Annotated in this window: 17 protein-coding genes and 1 tRNA gene; 10 read left to right on the plus strand and 8 right to left on the minus strand. The window is 48.2% G+C overall.

Features of this window, described 5'->3' with window-relative positions; genetic code table 11:
- Positions 1-84: 84 nt before the first annotated feature.
- Together F463_RS0102720 and F463_RS0102725 are read left to right on the plus strand one after the other, a co-directional pair.
- A complete protein-coding gene (locus tag F463_RS0102720; protein WP_026295242.1) occupies positions 85-1095 on the plus strand; it encodes a tetratricopeptide repeat-containing S1 family peptidase in 1011 nt (336 codons plus the stop codon).
- A gap of 153 nt (positions 1096-1248) precedes the next feature.
- Positions 1249-2460 carry a pyridoxal phosphate-dependent aminotransferase gene (locus F463_RS0102725; protein ID WP_018985515.1) on the plus strand — a complete coding sequence of 404 codons (1212 nt, stop codon included), beginning with the start codon at positions 1249-1251 and terminating at the stop codon, positions 2458-2460.
- 76 nt (positions 2461-2536) lie between these two features.
- Here F463_RS0102725 and F463_RS0102730 read toward each other — a convergent pair whose 3' ends face one another.
- A complete protein-coding gene (locus F463_RS0102730) occupies positions 2537-3091 on the minus strand; it encodes a retention module-containing protein (protein ID WP_245545111.1) in 555 nt (184 codons plus the stop codon).
- A 221-nt stretch (positions 3092-3312) separates the two neighbouring features.
- On the opposite strand from F463_RS0102730, the gene F463_RS0102735 reads away from it, so the two are divergent.
- Positions 3313-3388, plus strand: a tRNA-Asn gene (locus F463_RS0102735).
- Here F463_RS0102735 and F463_RS15300 read toward each other — a convergent pair.
- From F463_RS15300 to F463_RS0102760, 4 genes are all read right to left on the minus strand, one after another.
- On the minus strand, positions 3347-4972 hold the full coding sequence (locus F463_RS15300) for a recombinase family protein (RefSeq protein ID WP_425411189.1): 1626 nt from the start codon (positions 4970-4972) through the stop codon (positions 3347-3349). The two genes, F463_RS0102735 and F463_RS15300, sit on opposite strands and share 42 nt — an antisense overlap.
- Before the next feature lie 85 nt (positions 4973-5057).
- Complete coding sequence (locus F463_RS14035; protein ID WP_018985517.1) at positions 5058-5588, minus strand: DUF2726 domain-containing protein; 531 nt, start codon at positions 5586-5588, stop codon at positions 5058-5060.
- Between the two features lie 150 nt (positions 5589-5738).
- Positions 5739-6812: a hypothetical protein gene (locus F463_RS0102755; protein WP_018985519.1), complete on the minus strand. Its 1074-nt coding sequence runs from the start codon at positions 6810-6812 to the stop codon at positions 5739-5741.
- A gap of 6 nt (positions 6813-6818) precedes the next feature.
- Complete coding sequence (locus F463_RS0102760) at positions 6819-7154, minus strand: hypothetical protein (protein ID WP_018985520.1); 336 nt, start codon at positions 7152-7154, stop codon at positions 6819-6821.
- Between the two features lie 176 nt (positions 7155-7330).
- Between F463_RS0102760 and F463_RS14580 the strand changes: the two genes are divergently transcribed.
- A complete protein-coding gene (locus F463_RS14580; RefSeq protein WP_018985521.1) occupies positions 7331-8284 on the plus strand; it encodes a restriction endonuclease in 954 nt (317 codons plus the stop codon).
- Between the two features lie 197 nt (positions 8285-8481).
- Here the strand turns inward: F463_RS14580 and F463_RS0102770 are convergent, their stop codons facing one another.
- Positions 8482-8988: a hypothetical protein gene (locus tag F463_RS0102770; protein ID WP_018985522.1), complete on the minus strand. Its 507-nt coding sequence runs from the start codon at positions 8986-8988 to the stop codon at positions 8482-8484.
- A 250-nt stretch (positions 8989-9238) separates the two neighbouring features.
- Here F463_RS0102770 and ccoS point away from each other — a divergent pair, with 250 nt between their 5' ends.
- Genes ccoS through F463_RS0102795 form a run of 5 tightly spaced genes read left to right on the plus strand, consistent with a single transcriptional unit; the run spans position 9239 to position 12789 of the window.
- Positions 9239-9484 carry a cbb3-type cytochrome oxidase assembly protein CcoS gene (gene ccoS / locus F463_RS0102775; protein ID WP_018985523.1) on the plus strand — a complete coding sequence of 82 codons (246 nt, stop codon included), beginning with the start codon at positions 9239-9241 and terminating at the stop codon, positions 9482-9484.
- Positions 9475-10989 (plus strand): cbb3-type cytochrome c oxidase subunit I, encoded by a 1515-nt coding sequence (locus F463_RS0102780; protein WP_018985524.1) that lies wholly within the window; start codon positions 9475-9477, stop codon positions 10987-10989. The genes ccoS and F463_RS0102780 overlap by 10 nt, the downstream gene beginning before the upstream one ends.
- A 3-nt stretch (positions 10990-10992) precedes the next feature.
- Positions 10993-11586 (plus strand): cbb3-type cytochrome c oxidase subunit II, encoded by a 594-nt coding sequence (locus tag F463_RS0102785; protein WP_026295245.1) that lies wholly within the window; start codon positions 10993-10995, stop codon positions 11584-11586.
- On the plus strand, positions 11579-12235 hold the full coding sequence (locus tag F463_RS0102790) for a c-type cytochrome (protein WP_018985526.1): 657 nt from the start codon (positions 11579-11581) through the stop codon (positions 12233-12235). The genes F463_RS0102785 and F463_RS0102790 overlap by 8 nt, the downstream gene beginning before the upstream one ends.
- Positions 12232-12789: a hypothetical protein gene (locus F463_RS0102795; RefSeq protein WP_018985527.1), complete on the plus strand. Its 558-nt coding sequence runs from the start codon at positions 12232-12234 to the stop codon at positions 12787-12789. Before F463_RS0102790 ends, F463_RS0102795 begins: the two co-directional genes overlap by 4 nt.
- Here the strand turns inward: F463_RS0102795 and F463_RS0102800 are convergent.
- Entirely contained in the window at positions 12767-13597 is an 831-nt protein-coding gene (locus F463_RS0102800) for a hypothetical protein (protein ID WP_018985528.1), read from the minus strand. The two genes, F463_RS0102795 and F463_RS0102800, sit on opposite strands and share 23 nt — an antisense overlap.
- 2 nt (positions 13598-13599) lie before the next feature.
- Complete coding sequence (locus F463_RS0102805; protein WP_081620776.1) at positions 13600-13950, minus strand: copper resistance CopC family protein; 351 nt, start codon at positions 13948-13950, stop codon at positions 13600-13602.
- Between the two features lie 203 nt (positions 13951-14153).
- On the opposite strand from F463_RS0102805, the gene F463_RS0102810 reads away from it, so the two are divergent.
- Positions 14154-15347, plus strand: coding sequence for a zinc-dependent alcohol dehydrogenase (locus tag F463_RS0102810; RefSeq protein ID WP_018985530.1), 1194 nt, complete (start codon positions 14154-14156; stop codon positions 15345-15347).
- Positions 15348-15390: the final 43 nt, after the last annotated feature.

Raw genomic sequence — 15390 nt, forward strand, 5'->3', positions numbered from 1 at the left:
ACATTCTTGCTACTTGATTTGCGCATGAACTTTTACCACAAGAACCAGTCAGTTCATCAATAATAAAACGACCCAAGGGATCACGTGAGACATTTTCTACTAGCATTGCTGGCAGTGGCCGCGTCTACTGCACACGCTTTCGACCAACAGGCATTGATGGAGTCTTACTCTGGCGTTGTCATGATACGTGGGTACAATCAGGATGGTGGCATGGCCTATGGCTCTGGCGTCGTTGTGGCAGAAAATGCCGTGGTGACTAACTGCCATGTCATGCGTGCCACCAAACAACCCTGGGTTTCACGTGGTGAAGACAGTTATTCCATTACTGCAGTACGCGCAGATGCCTGGCATGATCTCTGCCTAGTCACCACCCACAATTTGCCATTCAAGCCAGTGCCTCGCGGCAACAGTCTGTCACTGACACGGGGACAGGAAATTACAGCGATTGGTCACTCCAATGGTGCTCCCGCCCCACTCACTTCCAGAGGGGAAATACAGGGCCTATATTCCACCCCTTCCGGCAATATGATACGTAGTAGCGCAAAGTTCCTGATGGGCGCCAGCGGTAGCGGCTTGTTCGACATGCAAGGCAGACTGGTTGGGATTAATACCTTTAAAACCGCTGGTCGCGGTGGCAGCATACACTTCGCCCTGCCGGTTGAATGGCTGGAAACCTTGGAAAAAATGCCGGCAAGTAGCGATTTTCCTATCACCGGCAAAGCCCTGTGGGAAGAAGATGAGGACAAGAAACCTTTTTATATGCGGGCAGCAGTACCCGAATCGCGCCAGGATTGGGTAACGCTGGAAAAAATAAGCACGCTGTGGACACAGCAAGAAGTCAGCAGTGCAGACGCGTGGTTTAGCCTGGGCTTGTCACAACAATCGTTAAAACACTTTGAAGCCGCCGCCATCTCTTTTGATAAAGCAGTTGCACTAGACAACCAATTTGTAGAAGCCTGGTTCAGGCGTGGTGAAGTGGCACAACTGCTGGGCGACGTGCAAACCGTACACACGGTAGAAACGCGGCTGCAACAAATTGATCCCTTACTGGTCACGGCTTACCAGGCGTATCTTGGTTGTGGACCAGACTGCTAAAAATAACGCTTTCACTGTTGGTCTTGAAAAACACTCTTTGCAGCTTCCACAGCCGGGTGTTTTTGCGTAGAATATCGCGTTTTTCATTTTTTTGCAGGCTGCATTCATGCATCGCCTGCCCGAGCAAAATACGACCTCTACAAGGAAGCAATCTTGAGCCAAGCTGCCGCCAGCGTGCTGTCTGCGCGCGTGTTATCGATTAAAGAATCCCCCACTCTGGCCATTACTGCCAAAGCGGCTAAATACAAGTCAGAAGGCCGCCCGATTATTGGCTTGGCCGCCGGCGAGCCTGACTTTGATACGCCCCAGCATATTAAAGATGCCGCCAAAGCAGCGATTGATGCAGGCTATACCAAATACACACCGGTCAGCGGCATCCCTGCCCTGAAAAAAGCCATCGTCAACAAATTCAAGAACGAAAACGGTTTTGACTATGCCGTGAACGAAGTGATTGTCGGCGTCGGCGGCAAGCAGACCATTTTCAACCTTTGTCTGGCCGTGTTGAATCCTGGCGACGAAGTGATTGTGCCCGCCCCTTACTGGGTCAGCTATGCCGATATCGCCATGGTGGCCGAGGCCAAACCAGTGATTATCGAGTGCGGTATTGAGCAAGGCTTCAAACTGTTGCCAGCCCAGCTGGAATCCGCCATCACTGCGAAGACCAAACTGGTGATGTTTAACTCCCCTTCCAACCCCACCGGCGCCGTATATACCTTGGACGAATTAAAAGCGCTAGGTGAGGTATTGCTAAAACACCCGCACGTACTGGTCGCAACAGACGACATGTACGAGCACGTCAACCTCACTGGCGAAAAATTCCATAACATCCTCAATGCTGCCCCGGGCCTTAAAGACCGCTGCATAGTTTTGAATGGCGTTTCCAAAGCCTACTCAATGACAGGCTGGCGCATTGGTTACGCGGCAGGTCCTGCTTATATCATCAAGGCCATGGAAATCCTGCAAAGCCAGTCAACCAGTAATCCGGCTTCTATTTCACAATATGCAGCAGAAGCCGCCTTGAGCGGCTCGCAAGACTGTATCAAGCCTATGGTGGCGGCCTTCCGCGAGCGCCACAAATATGTGGTTGACCGCTTTAATGCCATTCCTGGCTTAAGTTGCCTAATGGCAGGTGGCGCATTTTATGCATTTCCGGATGCACGCCAAGCCATTACCAATCTGCATCAAGCGGGCAAAATCAAGGAGATGACAGATATGGCCCTGGCAGAATACCTGCTTGAAGAACACAATGTCGCCGTGGTGCCTGGCTCTGCGTTTGGTGCTGAAGGTTACTTCCGCATCTCGTTTGCTACCAGCATGGAAAACCTGCGCGAAGCGCTGGACCGCATTGAAAAAGCACTGAGCTGATTAAACAGCTGATTAAATAAAGTGCCATCCCAATAAAAAAGCGCCGTATGGCGCTTTTTTATTGGATTCGTTGCGGTTAGGAATCTTTAATCAGGTCATTCAGCAAGCTTTGCTGCAAAGCCACTTCACTCGGCAGGCCAGTACTTGCCATCAGGTCGGCCATGCCACTCACTTCTGTCGCTAGTACCTGAGCCGTAGCATGATCCTGGATTAAATCCTCAATGTTCAGGCTGGAACCCTGTTCGGCTTCCAGCAAGACCGTTGCCGAAAAAGCAGAAAAGGTGTTTTCTTCAGGCATTTCACTGAGCAAGGCAGATAAATCCAGCACATCCTGACCAGACTGCACTGAAGCCAGCACCTGCTGCAACAACCATGGGTGTATGGCATCGTCACTGGCATCGGCGGCATACTGGCTGGTCAGTTGCGTCGTCATGGTAATGGCTTGTTGCCCGCTGAACTGCATCGCGTCACCTGTAATGGTTGCCAGCGATAATACACTTCCGGCAGTTGTCACCACCTGGTCACCTTCACGCAACAGATCGCCAACGGCGAGCATGCGATGCTGGCCACGGCCATCAACCACCTCCACTTGACCTTCTATACTCGCTACTGTTCCTATCATGGTTCTCATATCCTTCTCCTGCCCTGCATTATAAGTCAGCACCCTGCTAAAGCCGCGCATGTCAAGAATAATTGCATCCAAAATTACAAATATTTTCCTCAAACTGACTGTTAATGAGGCATTTTGTTTCGACCATTCGCACCCAGAAAAAAATATAAAATTTTTCGCAAAAAGTAGTTGACCAAGGGCCGAGGCATCAGTAATATAGCGCCTTCAAACGACGTACCGATTCCTCAATAGCTCAGTCGGTAGAGCGCCGGACTGTTAATCCGTAGGTCCCTGGTTCGAGCCCAGGTTGAGGAGCCAACTTGATGCAAAAGTGGGCACTGTTAAATCAGTGCCCATTTTTTTCGTCTCAACAATCGCACTTGCCATGGCGTCATAACTTCCTAATATGGTCGCCTCTCCATCTTTAAGCATTATTTGCTGGATCAGCCCTTTTAAGTATTGTTTGCCGAAATTAGATTTTCGGTCTGCGAGCTTTTCTTTCAGAACTTGCGCAAATACTTTGATGTTCTTTTGATTCAGTGCATCGACTGGCATATCCTGCTGCCGCTTCATGGCTGCGATCTCAAGCAAAATATCCTGTCGTCTGGTCTGGATGCTTCTTGATCTGGCTTGCAAGGTTTCATCCATCGGCAAAAAGCCCTTTTCCACCGCTTCAAACAATCGCTCATTGCGCTGGTTTAGTTCTTCCAGTTCCTTTTGTAGCGGTTGAGCGTGATTGGTTTGCTCTTTGTTGCGCTGGACAACCCGTTTCCGCATCTCTTGCATCATTGTGGAAACTCGCTCCGGCGTGAAAACCTTGTCTGCAAGGGTGGTCAGTATGAGATTGTCCAGTTTTTCCATTGGAACAGCAGGCATGGTGCATAAATGATTGCCCTTCCCGATGCGTGTATTGCATTTATAGTACCGATAGCGCCCTCCTTTACCCGTTGCCAGTGTCATGCCAGCACCACAGATGCCGCATTTCAATATGCCTGTGAGCAGTGTCGGGGAATTGACCAACCTCGGCGGCACTTTTGCGGGCGCGCGCTCCGCTCTGCGGATGCGTGCGTCCTCAAACGTGCTCGCCTCGATGATGGCAGGTATCTCGACCTTGATCCATTCCTCAGATGGTTTAAGCTCGCCTGTCTTGTTGTTCCGTTTGTTAAAGTAATACTCGCCAATGTAGGCTTTATTGCTAAGCACCTCATGCACACGGCCGCGGTTCCATTTTTGGGTGCGTAAGCGGATATTTTTATCATTTAGATAGGTAGCAATCTCTTTTGCGCCCATGTGACCGTATTCATTGCCAAACAGGTACAAATGAAAAATCTTTTTGACGATTTCAGATTCCACGGGATCAATGTCAATTTTCTTTTTCTTTTTGCCCTTGGCGCCCATGATCTCGATTTCAATCGCCCGATAGCCAAATGGTGCGCGTGATCCGTTCATAAATCCGCGTTTGGCATTTTCTTTCATGGCGCGGATGGTGTGCTTGCCGTTCTCTTTGCTTTGGTACTCATCAAACAAGCTGAAAATCTTGCTCGCCATTTCACCGGCTGGATCGTCACTTGTAATCTGAGTAATTGAAACCAGCTTACAATGCGCCCGCTTCAATCTGCGTTCATAGTTCAAAAACTCAAACATATCGCGAAAAAAGCGTGACCGACTGTGCACAATGATGGCCTCATAAGGTTCGCTATCGCTTGTAGCGTCTGCAATCATTTGTTGAAAGACTGGACGCCTGTCATCGGTAGCGGATGCACCTGGCTCGATATATTCCATCGCGACAACATAGCCATTTGCCTGACACCAGTCACGCATTTGATTAATCTGATCAGGGATAGATAAATCCTTTTCAGCTTGTCTGACTGTGGAAACTCTCGCATAAAGTGCAACCGCCATTTTATTTACCGCCCTTCCTTAAAAAGTCAGTCTTAATTCAATAGTCTTACCTGTACAGAATTTAAGAGATACCACAACGATCTGTTCATCTTTCAGCAGCCCAAACTTCATTTTCAGGTTTTATTGGTGGTGTGATCAATTCTGTTTTGATGTTCTCAACGTCTGGTATTGATTTGACATGCCACCTGATTAATTTGATATTTGCAGAAGCTAATACCTGATTTTTCTTTTGATCTTGCAATTGCCTCGAAGAGCTTTCATGAGTTGAATCATCAAGTTCAATTACCGCCAAAACAGAAGAATCCTTATTACAAATTACAAAATCAGCACTCATTCTATTTACGCGATTTATCCAAGACTGATAATCGAAGCCCTTCTTAACTCCTAAAAAGCGTGACAACTGCACTTGTGCCAAAACGATCTTGTCAGGAAGTGCTTCAATTAGTCGAAAATAGAGTATTTGCTCAGGCTGCGATAGTGGTTTTTTTACATAATAAGGCCATACCTGATCATTATCATTTAATTGCTGATCCTCTAATGGCTGGTCTTTTTTCTTCAACTTAAGCAATAAAATAAAAACTATTAATACGATTGCAAAGACAATAAAAAAACTCATAAATACCCCTCAATCTAATATAAAACTCTTACTACTCATCTTCTTCTATACGTTGTAACAACTCAGCTAAGATTTCTGGAAAAAACGTGCTAATCAACTGAATCTCAATTTCTTTCAAACTTTCAGATACAAAATTATGATGAATGACCGCTACCATTCACCTAACCTCATTTCATTGGCTCTGCGGTCAACTTCCTGCTGCCATGTCAGTGGGTCATGTATTTCAGAAACGATATTGAACAAATGCTGAAACGCTTCATCCATGTATGACTTTTGATTGCCTGAATATAAAACGTCTATTGCCGCCACTCTTTTGACGTAACCATAAACACTCATTGCAATACGTGTTAATCGCTCATCGTACATATCAAGCGGTTTATGCTCACGCTTGACACCTAAACCTTGAAGCTGGTTTATTTGCGTTAGCAGATCCAACCATAGCGGATGCATATCCCACCGTGATCGGTTGCTGTCATCTGCTTTAACTCTTAAGGTGGTGTGATTGGTTGAAAGCAATCGCAAAAGGTCTGCTTGACGTTCATCCAATGATTGCATGGATGAAATGCCTATTTTCCGGAGTTGGTCTTTTCTGACTTGCCATTCAATACGCCAGACATCCTGATCCATACCCCACAGTTTGAAAAGCCAGCTTTTTTGACTTTGCTCATTGATTTCATCGACTTTGTTATAAACCCTGAGCACCACGTTTTCAGTGCCGAATTTAAAAGTCTGGACTTTGCCATCCTTGCGAAATTGGCTGTCCTTGGTTGATCGGGATACAAAACTGTCCTCGTCAAAATCGACCACTGGCAGATGGTAGTCCAAAGCATAGTCAACACGCGACAATCGCTCTGGCTGGGCTTGCATTAACCCCACAGATGCAGCCCAGTTCAAGAAACGTTGATGCAAATCGAGCAAGCTGTTATGCCATAAAGCAATACTGCGGAATTTAACGAAAAAATTAGGACGGTTAAATTCGCCAAACTGAATGATGAACACATCATTTTCAATCAGGAAGGGATAACCGCTTGATGTGCCATGTGAGGCAAGCAAGAAATCTTCACAACCGAGTTTAATTGGCTTGGGCTTGTTAATCTTAGCCTTGATTAATGCCTCTTTCTGGGATGCTAAGTCCACAAAATCAAGTCTGGCCTGATCGAGCGGGATCAAGTAATAGGCACACTCAATTGTGTCGAAGCAGGATAGAAGGAACTTGAAAGCCATTTAAAATTACTTCTCTTTACCAACGGATTGGTTGAGATTTAACGAAGCTCTTGATAGCTGCTCATCGGAAATAAAATTTATTTTTTTAATCGTTTCAGGTGAAAGCTCTTTATACATAGCTTCAATACCAACCTGAATAACTTCATTAATCATTGCTGACACACTACAGTCGGCAAGTTTGGACATGTTTTCAATGATAATGAATTGCTGAAAAGGGAAGCGATGGCTTCGTTGAATTGAGGCTCCAATATAGGAACTGAAACCTCTACCTTCAATAACCGATGCTAGATGCTCTGCTTTAGTTGGCAATTCATTATCATCAATATCGTACTGATTGCTCATTTGGGACTCTCCATGTAACTAAATTTAGTTACAAATTTAATCCCAGGAAAAAAGAAAGTCAATATTGATGTGTTAGATTTTTTTATAGATTAGTATGTGAATGTATTTTAAGCCCCCCGTGTTACATAAACGGGATAATGATTTAAACCACTAAGCATTTAAAAAGTAGGTAATAAATGCCACGCAGAAGAAAATCGAAACATACTGGATCTCTTCTAGATACAGCTCTTAATGAAGACTGGAAATTTTCATTAGTAGCTAGCGGCCTAATATTTATCATAGCAGGTTCAATTCCCTTATTGTTTCAAGGGACAGTTTTATCCATAACAGCTTTGTTGCTGCAAAAGCTTGGGTATCTGCTTGGTGTTATGTTTCTAGGCATATCAGTCATCAAAGTTATTGCATTACTTTTACTAGCTAAAAAGTCAAACCTAAACTATGTATCAAATAACTTAAGACAAGAATCAAGGACAAATCTTTCAAAAGAAATTAATCTAGAGCCCGCTCTGGAGACCATATTCAATCCGAAGATTTCTTCATTTAGAGAGAATCGAGAATGGAGCCTGAAATTAATTCAAGAGTTGGAATGGAAGCTTTTTGAAGAGCTTTGTGTAAGCCTCTACAAAGAGAATGGATTTAAAGCTGAAGCTACGCCTCTAGGTGGGGATGGTGGAATCGATATAAAGCTCTTTAAGGGTGTGTCAAATACGCCATTGGCAATTGTTCAGTGCAAATCGTGGAGCCAAAAAGTTGGCGTGAAGCCTATAAGAGAGTTCTTGGGTGTAATGAAGCACGAAGGAGTATCTCACGGCTTTTATTTAACGACCAGTGACTTCACACCTGAAGCAGAATACGTGGCAAACCAAAATGGAATCAGGCTAGCAAATGGTCATAAGATCCTTAAAATGATACAAAAACTAAATCAAGAAACACAAAACAAGCTCTATAGCAAAATAGCTCACGGTGATTATAAAACTCCAACATGTCCAAGTTGTGGCGTGAAAATGCAACGTAGAAAAAGTGCTAATCGCGAATTCTGGGGATGTCGTTATTTCCCTAAGTGTAGACAAAGGCTCAAATTAAGATCAGTTGATATCCCAGACAAAAGTCCAAACTATTGGCAGTATTGAACAGCCGTTTACACAAAATTAAGGACAGCCTCCTGAAAACAAACACCTACAGTACATGTGATATCAAAGTCTTAATCATCCAGTTATGAGTTTTATCTGAATTGGAGAGCCAAATAAAAAAAGCCTTGCAGAAATGCAAGGCTTTTTGCTTTTACGCAGTTGCAAATCCTATTCAGTGATTTTTAAACCTATCGATCTCAGGCACCAGCAATCACTGGCGTATTCCATTCATTTTGAAATCGACGGGCATCCTCATCATTCTTAGGATTAAGGCCAATGAGAATACCTCCGTCTTTCACCTCCGCTTCGTATTCCTTCAAAGTATCCTCCGGGATACCCCAGCCAATCAAGGCACCCACCAAGCCAGCGGTTACCCCGCCTGCCCCGGCACCGGCAACACCAGCTGCTAATGGGCCAGCAATAACCAATCCTAGCCCTGGCAAAGCAAGCACGGTACCTGCAGCTGCGATGGCCGCTGCAATCGCTCCTGCCGTGGCGCCAATCGCGCCACCCACAGCCGCGCCTTCGGCCGCTTTATTGCCCACCTCTGTTTCCAATGTGGCATTTTTACCGTAATAACGCTCACGCGTCTCTTCGGACATGATCACGTTAATATCATTCGCGCTGTAACCCGCTTGGGTAGCGGCCAGATAGGCGCGCTCTGCACTGTCTTGATCTCTAAATAAACCCGTTACTGTAGCCATATTCATCTCCAAAAATTGTTTCTTATGTAAGAAGTTTCAGTATATGAAAGGGCGTAAGCGGCGACGAGTGCGATGGCGCTGATATGGTTGTAGGATAAATAACATCAAATCATCATTTTCCTCCTTGATTTGATACTAGCGTTTGAATTCCTACAAGGCTTTCAGTATCTGCTGATAAGCATCCCAAAAGGGATAGGCTAAGGTAGCAATTCAATACCTCTCCCACTACGCGCTCAAGCAAAAAAACACCATGTTCGCTAATTCATACATTGTTATTCTGCTAGGGCTGCTAGTCGGCCTACCTACTCTGCTATTGCTGTTTATGAGTATCCGCGCTGGTCATTTTGATCAGCTGGATCAAGCTGCACATATGCCTTTTGATGAGGAGGACTTGCGGTATTTGCGGCCGTGGGAATCTGATGCGCAACGCTTTGAACGTGTGCGGCAACATGGGGCGGCACTGGCGCCGAGACGGGAGTGGGCAAGATGGCTGTAAATCCCAGGCAGGCGGAGCATGCCATTACCAAAGAGGCCCAGGCCAGCAGCGCAATTGACCATAGCCGAATCGGTCTGAGCGTGGCTGAAACTGCTGCGATTGACCGCTCTTCACGCGGGCCTGTGCTTTTGTGTTTTTTCCTGTCGATTATCTGGTTGCTGGTGGGTACCGTGTTTGGCGATATCAGCAGTTTTAAGTTTGACCGCCCTGACCTGCTTACCTCACAACCCTATTTCACTTTTGGCAGGCTCAGACCTGCGCATTTGAATGTCATGGTCTATGGCTGGGCTTCAACGGCCATGTTTGGCGTGTCGTTATGGCTAATGCCTCGGTTGTGCCGTGTACAGCTCAAAATACCTGCGGTGGCGATGGCGGGTATTGTGTTGTGGACCATAGGCGTGGCTGTGGGTGTCTGGCTTTTGCTTGACGGGGTGAGCGATGGATTGGAATGGCTGGAATTTGATCATCGTTCGGCAGACCCGCTCATGGCCGCGGGTGCAGCCTTGGTGGGTGCTTCGGTGTGGAAAACACTGCTTAACCGTCAGGTGAGCCACTTGTATGTGTCCATCTGGTATGTCGCTTCTTCTTACCCCTGGTTTTTGATTATTTTTACGGCTGGCAATTTGCCGGTGTATCAGGGTGTTGAGTCGGCCGCGGTGAACTGGTTTTTTGCCCACAATGCCCTGGGGCTTTGGCTCACTACCATCAACCTGGGACTAATTTATTACCTGATGCCCAAGATCATTGGGCGGCCGGTGTATTCATATTGGTTATCCCTCATAGGCTTTTGGGGGCTGGCGCTGTTTTATGCGCTGAACGGCATGCATCATTTAATCGGCGGCCCTATTCCATCGTGGATGATTGCCACCTCCATTACCGCCAGCATCATGATGATTATCCCGGTCGTCGCGGTGGGGATTAACCAGCATATGACAATTGTTGGCCGGTTTGGCGCCATGCGTTACTCTCCTGCCCTGACCTTGCTGGTGCTGGCAGCCATGTCGTATACCGCGGTGTCTTTGCAGGGGATTTTAACGGCCCTGGTCAGTGTCAACCGCATCACGCACTTTACTCATTGGACCATTGCCCACTCACATCTAGGCCTGTATATGTTTGTCACGCTGTCATTGTTTGGCGGCATTTATTACATTTTGCCGCGGTTATTGGGCAGGGAATGGCCTAGCCGCAACCTGATTCGCGCGCATATCTTACTGGTGGGCTTTGGCATGGTGTTGTACGTGGTTGCATTGGGCATCGGCGGAGTACTGCAAGGCCTGCACTTGCTGGATGCCAACAGTTCGTTTGAAGCTTCGGTCAATGCAACCAAACCCTGGCTACTGATGCGCAGCGTTTCAGCCATCATTATTACACTAGGGCATGTACTGTTTGCGGTGCATATCGCCTGGTTATGGTTACTGCGGGATAAAACCGGGCCTGAGCAATCCCCTTTCTTTTATGTACGGCCTATCCTGGTGAAATCACCTACGAAAGTGCCGGGGAGATAAGGCATGACACGGGTCTATATCCTGCTCATGGGAGCGCTTGCCACAGTGATTTTTGCATTGATGGTACTGGTGATTTTGCCTAAAAGCATGTTGTCAGGGGTGCAGCCCCCCGCGGAACTCAAACCCCTGACAGCCCAGGAGTTGAGAGGCAGGCAGGTGTATATCGAAAACGGCTGCATTTATTGTCATACCCAACAGGTCAGGGACACCAATTTCACGCAGGATGTTGCCAAAGGCATGGGTAACCGACCGTCTGTCCCGGCAGATTATGTGTATGACCAGCCGCATTTGCTAGGCACCATGCGTACCGGGCCGGATTTATTCAACGTAGGTAGCAGATTGCCAGACAAAAAATGGCATTTATTGCATTTATACCAACCCAGATCACTGGTGCCGTGGTCCATCATGCCTGCTTTTCCTTTTTTATTCGAGCATAAGGACACCCCTGCACCGGACGATGTGGTGATTGAAACCGGACAGGCAGAGGCTGGCGCTATTATCGCCACAGAAGATGCCAAAGCGCTCGTGGCTTACCTGCTTGCACTCAAGCATGACTATGCCATGCCTAATATTCAAAAGGAGGCCGCAGATGAGTGATGCCCACCTCAAAAATAGCCATCAGCAACCGGTGCAAAACGAGATATCAGAGCTGGCTTTGCATGACAAAGAGATGCGTGAGATTGCTGAGCCCTATGAAGCCCCAACCACTGGCCCAAAATGGTTTTATTTATTTATGGTAATCAGCCTGGCCATTGGGTCATTTTACCTGGGCCGCCATATGGGCAAGTTGGATGCCAGCATCCATATTGGTTTTTTTGAAAAAAACAAACCGGCGGACACCTCGGCAGTCACTGCTGCACAATCCCCTGCCTCCGGGGCCTCCCTGTTTACCAGCAAATGTGCCAGTTGCCATCAGGCGGATGGCAAGGGCTTGCCTGGGGCTTTTCCGCCGCTGGCTGAGTCGGAATTTGTGCTGGGAAATCCTGAGCGGCTGATCAGTATTGTGCTCAAGGGATTGACCGGGCCGCTCGAAGTGGAAGGTCAATCTTTCAATGGCACCATGCCTGCCTGGGAGGACCAGATGAGTGACCAGGAGCTGGTGGCAGTGATTAATCATATCCGCAACAAACTGGGCAATAACCAGGCAAGTGAAATCCAGCTGCAAGACGTGCAAAAAGTGCGCGAGCAAACCGCCAGCCGCACCCAGCCCTGGCAGGCAGATGAACTCGAGGTGGCTTATCCATGAACGCCCAATCGCCAGTTGCACCTCGTACCGAATCATTTACCGTGTCTGCTTTTTTCATTACCGAGCAAGCGATTAACCACGCCATCATGGCGTGCCTGCATCGCGGTATTCCGCGCGACCTGATTGATGTTGCGGTCTCCAGTAAAGCCTCTTCGAAATTTTACGGTGGCGCCGCAGGCCCCAACCGTGATGGCTGGTTTTCCTGGACCGGACGCGGCGCGCTGGCCGGTTTGTTAATCTCTTCTGCCATGGCATTGGTGATTTTGCTGTTCGCCGGGTATGAGGCATCAAAACCCATGGCGATCATCCAGTTATTGGGGCCAGACCTTGGCATCCTGATCGGTGCTGCACTTGGCGCATTATATGGCTGGCTAAAACCTGGGGATACCCGGCCACAGATGCAGCGTGCGCTAAACCGGGGAGATGCGGCCCTGGTGCTGGTGCATCTGCAACCTGCCCCTGAAGCCGACGAGGTGAAGAAAGTACTGGAACAACATGGCGGCGAACAGGTGCTAGTGGAAAAAGATCATCTTAAAGTGGTGGGAGCTGAGTAAGCATGGCCGCAGCCAGCAATAGCAGCACCGCAAAAAAGAACTCCAGACTCAAGCCATCATCGTAGCGTTTACCGTCAAACTGTATTTGTGGCAGTAATTGCCGCAATCGCCAGGCGCACAGCATGACCGCCAGGAGCAGGCCACCTTTCACTGCTACCAGCGCCCCGTAAACCAGGCTTAAGCCAGCATTCTCAAAAAAGGCACTCGCCAAGCGCAATCCTCCGGTTGCCAGTCCAAGCAAAAAAACGGGCAGAATCAAGGTAGAGAATGCCTGCAAGGTGGGCTGTTCAACCAAGCCTGGGTGGGCAAATCTGCCCAGCATAATCATCACTAGGCCACCCCACCACAGCAGCACACAACTTATATGCACCATATGCAGTACCCAGGTCACCATATTCCCTGCATCTGCAGCATGGCTATTCATCGTGAGGCAGGTCACCATTCCGAGGATATTCAACAGCATCCAGCGGCCATGATGGATAGTACGTATGGCAAGTATTAATAATAAGCTAAATACCAGCCAGTAGCGGCCGTAACTGGTTTGCAGCAGCAAAGGCACAATATCTTGCCAGGCAAGCGACAAGGCTTCGCCATCCGCGTCCGCCAACTGGAAAAACGTGCTATTGAGGCTCAATGCCACACCCGCCAGGCCAATCAACACCAGACTGCCTATCATCCTGTGCAATTTGGGCATCTTCAAGCGGAAATAATAGCGCCATAGATAAATACCACTAAGCATGGCCACCGCCACCAGCGCAAAGGCACGGCCTAGCATGCCATCAAGCAAATGTGAAGAAAGCGGCAACATCCTCAGCGCAACTCGAACCGGAATTGACCGCGCTGTGCGTGCCCATCGCGTGCAAGCACCCGCCAACGGACAACATACGTGCCTGGCAACAGTTTGGGTAAGTCACCATGCACGGTCTTGCCATCCACCCTGACTTTCAAAACCTGCCAAGCCTGGTCCTTTTCTTTGACTAACTCTATCCTGCTAAACTCAGACTCAACAGGCGCAGAAAATGTGAGGGTAAGATGACCGGGAGAATGTCCCAAGACCTGGTCACGCGCAGGGTTGGAAGAGATCAACCTGGTGTGGCACTCGGCCACAGAGGAAAACAGGCTCAGCCCTATCAGGCACATGCACCACCATAAACGGACCATCCCTCTTCTCCATCAAACCCATCGTATGATTGATTAGACGCGCTCAGTCATAAATGTTCAGTAGTACACCACAACCTCCTACATATCTATCGGAGCCATCCCCCTTATTGCCGCCTGCCCGCCTGCATACAATACAATTTTATATTTATACCAATGATCTGGCGAGAGATCCCGCTTGCTCATCGGTCCTGAGAAGGGAAATTATGCGCGCACTTACCTATCATGGTAGTAAAGATGTCCGGGTCGAGACTGTGCCTGACCCAGTGATCCAATATGCCGACGATGTGATTCTCAGGGTAACGGCAACGGCCATCTGTGGCTCAGACCTGCATCTGTATCGTGGCAAAATTCCAATGGTCAAGGATGGCGATATTCTTGGCCATGAATTTATGGGTGTTATCGAAGAAGTCGGTTCTGCTGTGGATCAAGTCCAAAAAGGAGACCGTGTCATTATCCCGTTTGTGATTGCCTGTGGACACTGCTTTTTTTGCGAAAAAAGCCTGTACGCCGCCTGCGAGAACACCAATCCTGGCCGTGGTGCCAGCCTCAACAAAAAATCCGTCAAACCGCCAGCGGCCTTGTTTGGTTACAGCCATTTATATGGCGGCGTGCCAGGGGGACAGGCTGAGCTGGTACGCGTGCCACGTGGCAATGCCGGGCCATTTAAAGTGCCAGGATCGCTAGCGGATGAACAGGTATTGTTCCTGACAGATATCTTGCCTACCGGTTACCAGGCCGTTTTAAATGCTGACGTCGTGCCAGGCTCCACCATTGCGATTTTTGGCGCCGGGCCGGTAGGCCTGATGGCAGCCGCCTGTGCCCGCATGCTGGGTGCCGAAACCATTTTCATGATAGATCACCATCAATACCGCCTGGATTATGCCTCACAGGTATACGACACTATCGGCATTAATTTTGACGAGGTGGAAGACCCGGCGGAGTTCATTCTCCAGCACACCCAGCATCGCGGCGTGGATGCCAGCATTGATGCTGTCGGTTTTGAAGCCAAGGGGAGCATGGTTGAAACGGCGCTCACCACCTTGAAACTCGAAACCAGCAGTGGCGAGACCCTGCGCCAGTGTATTGCCGCCACCCGTCGCGGCGGAATTATCAGCATTCCAGGCGTTTATGCCGGTTTTATCCATGCTTTCCTGCTAGGTGATGCCTTTGACAAGGGCCTCACTTTCAAAATGGGGCAAACTCATGTGCATGGTTATCTCTCAGAATTACTGCGCTATATTGAGGAGGATAAATTGCGTCCTGCGGATATTATCACTCACCGCATGTCACTCGAAGATGCTGCAAAAGGCTATGAAATTTTCAATAATAAAGAGGAAGATTGCCGCAAAGTGGTCCTGACGCCAGGCATAGACGTTTCCGCTGCCCCCAGACATTAAACGCCCAAATTCACACAGGCAGGCATCTCAGGCAAACTTAATG

The organism is Methylophilus methylotrophus DSM 46235 = ATCC 53528 (assembly GCF_000378225.1).
Classification (GTDB): Bacteria; Pseudomonadota; Gammaproteobacteria; order Burkholderiales; family Methylophilaceae; genus Methylophilus; species Methylophilus methylotrophus.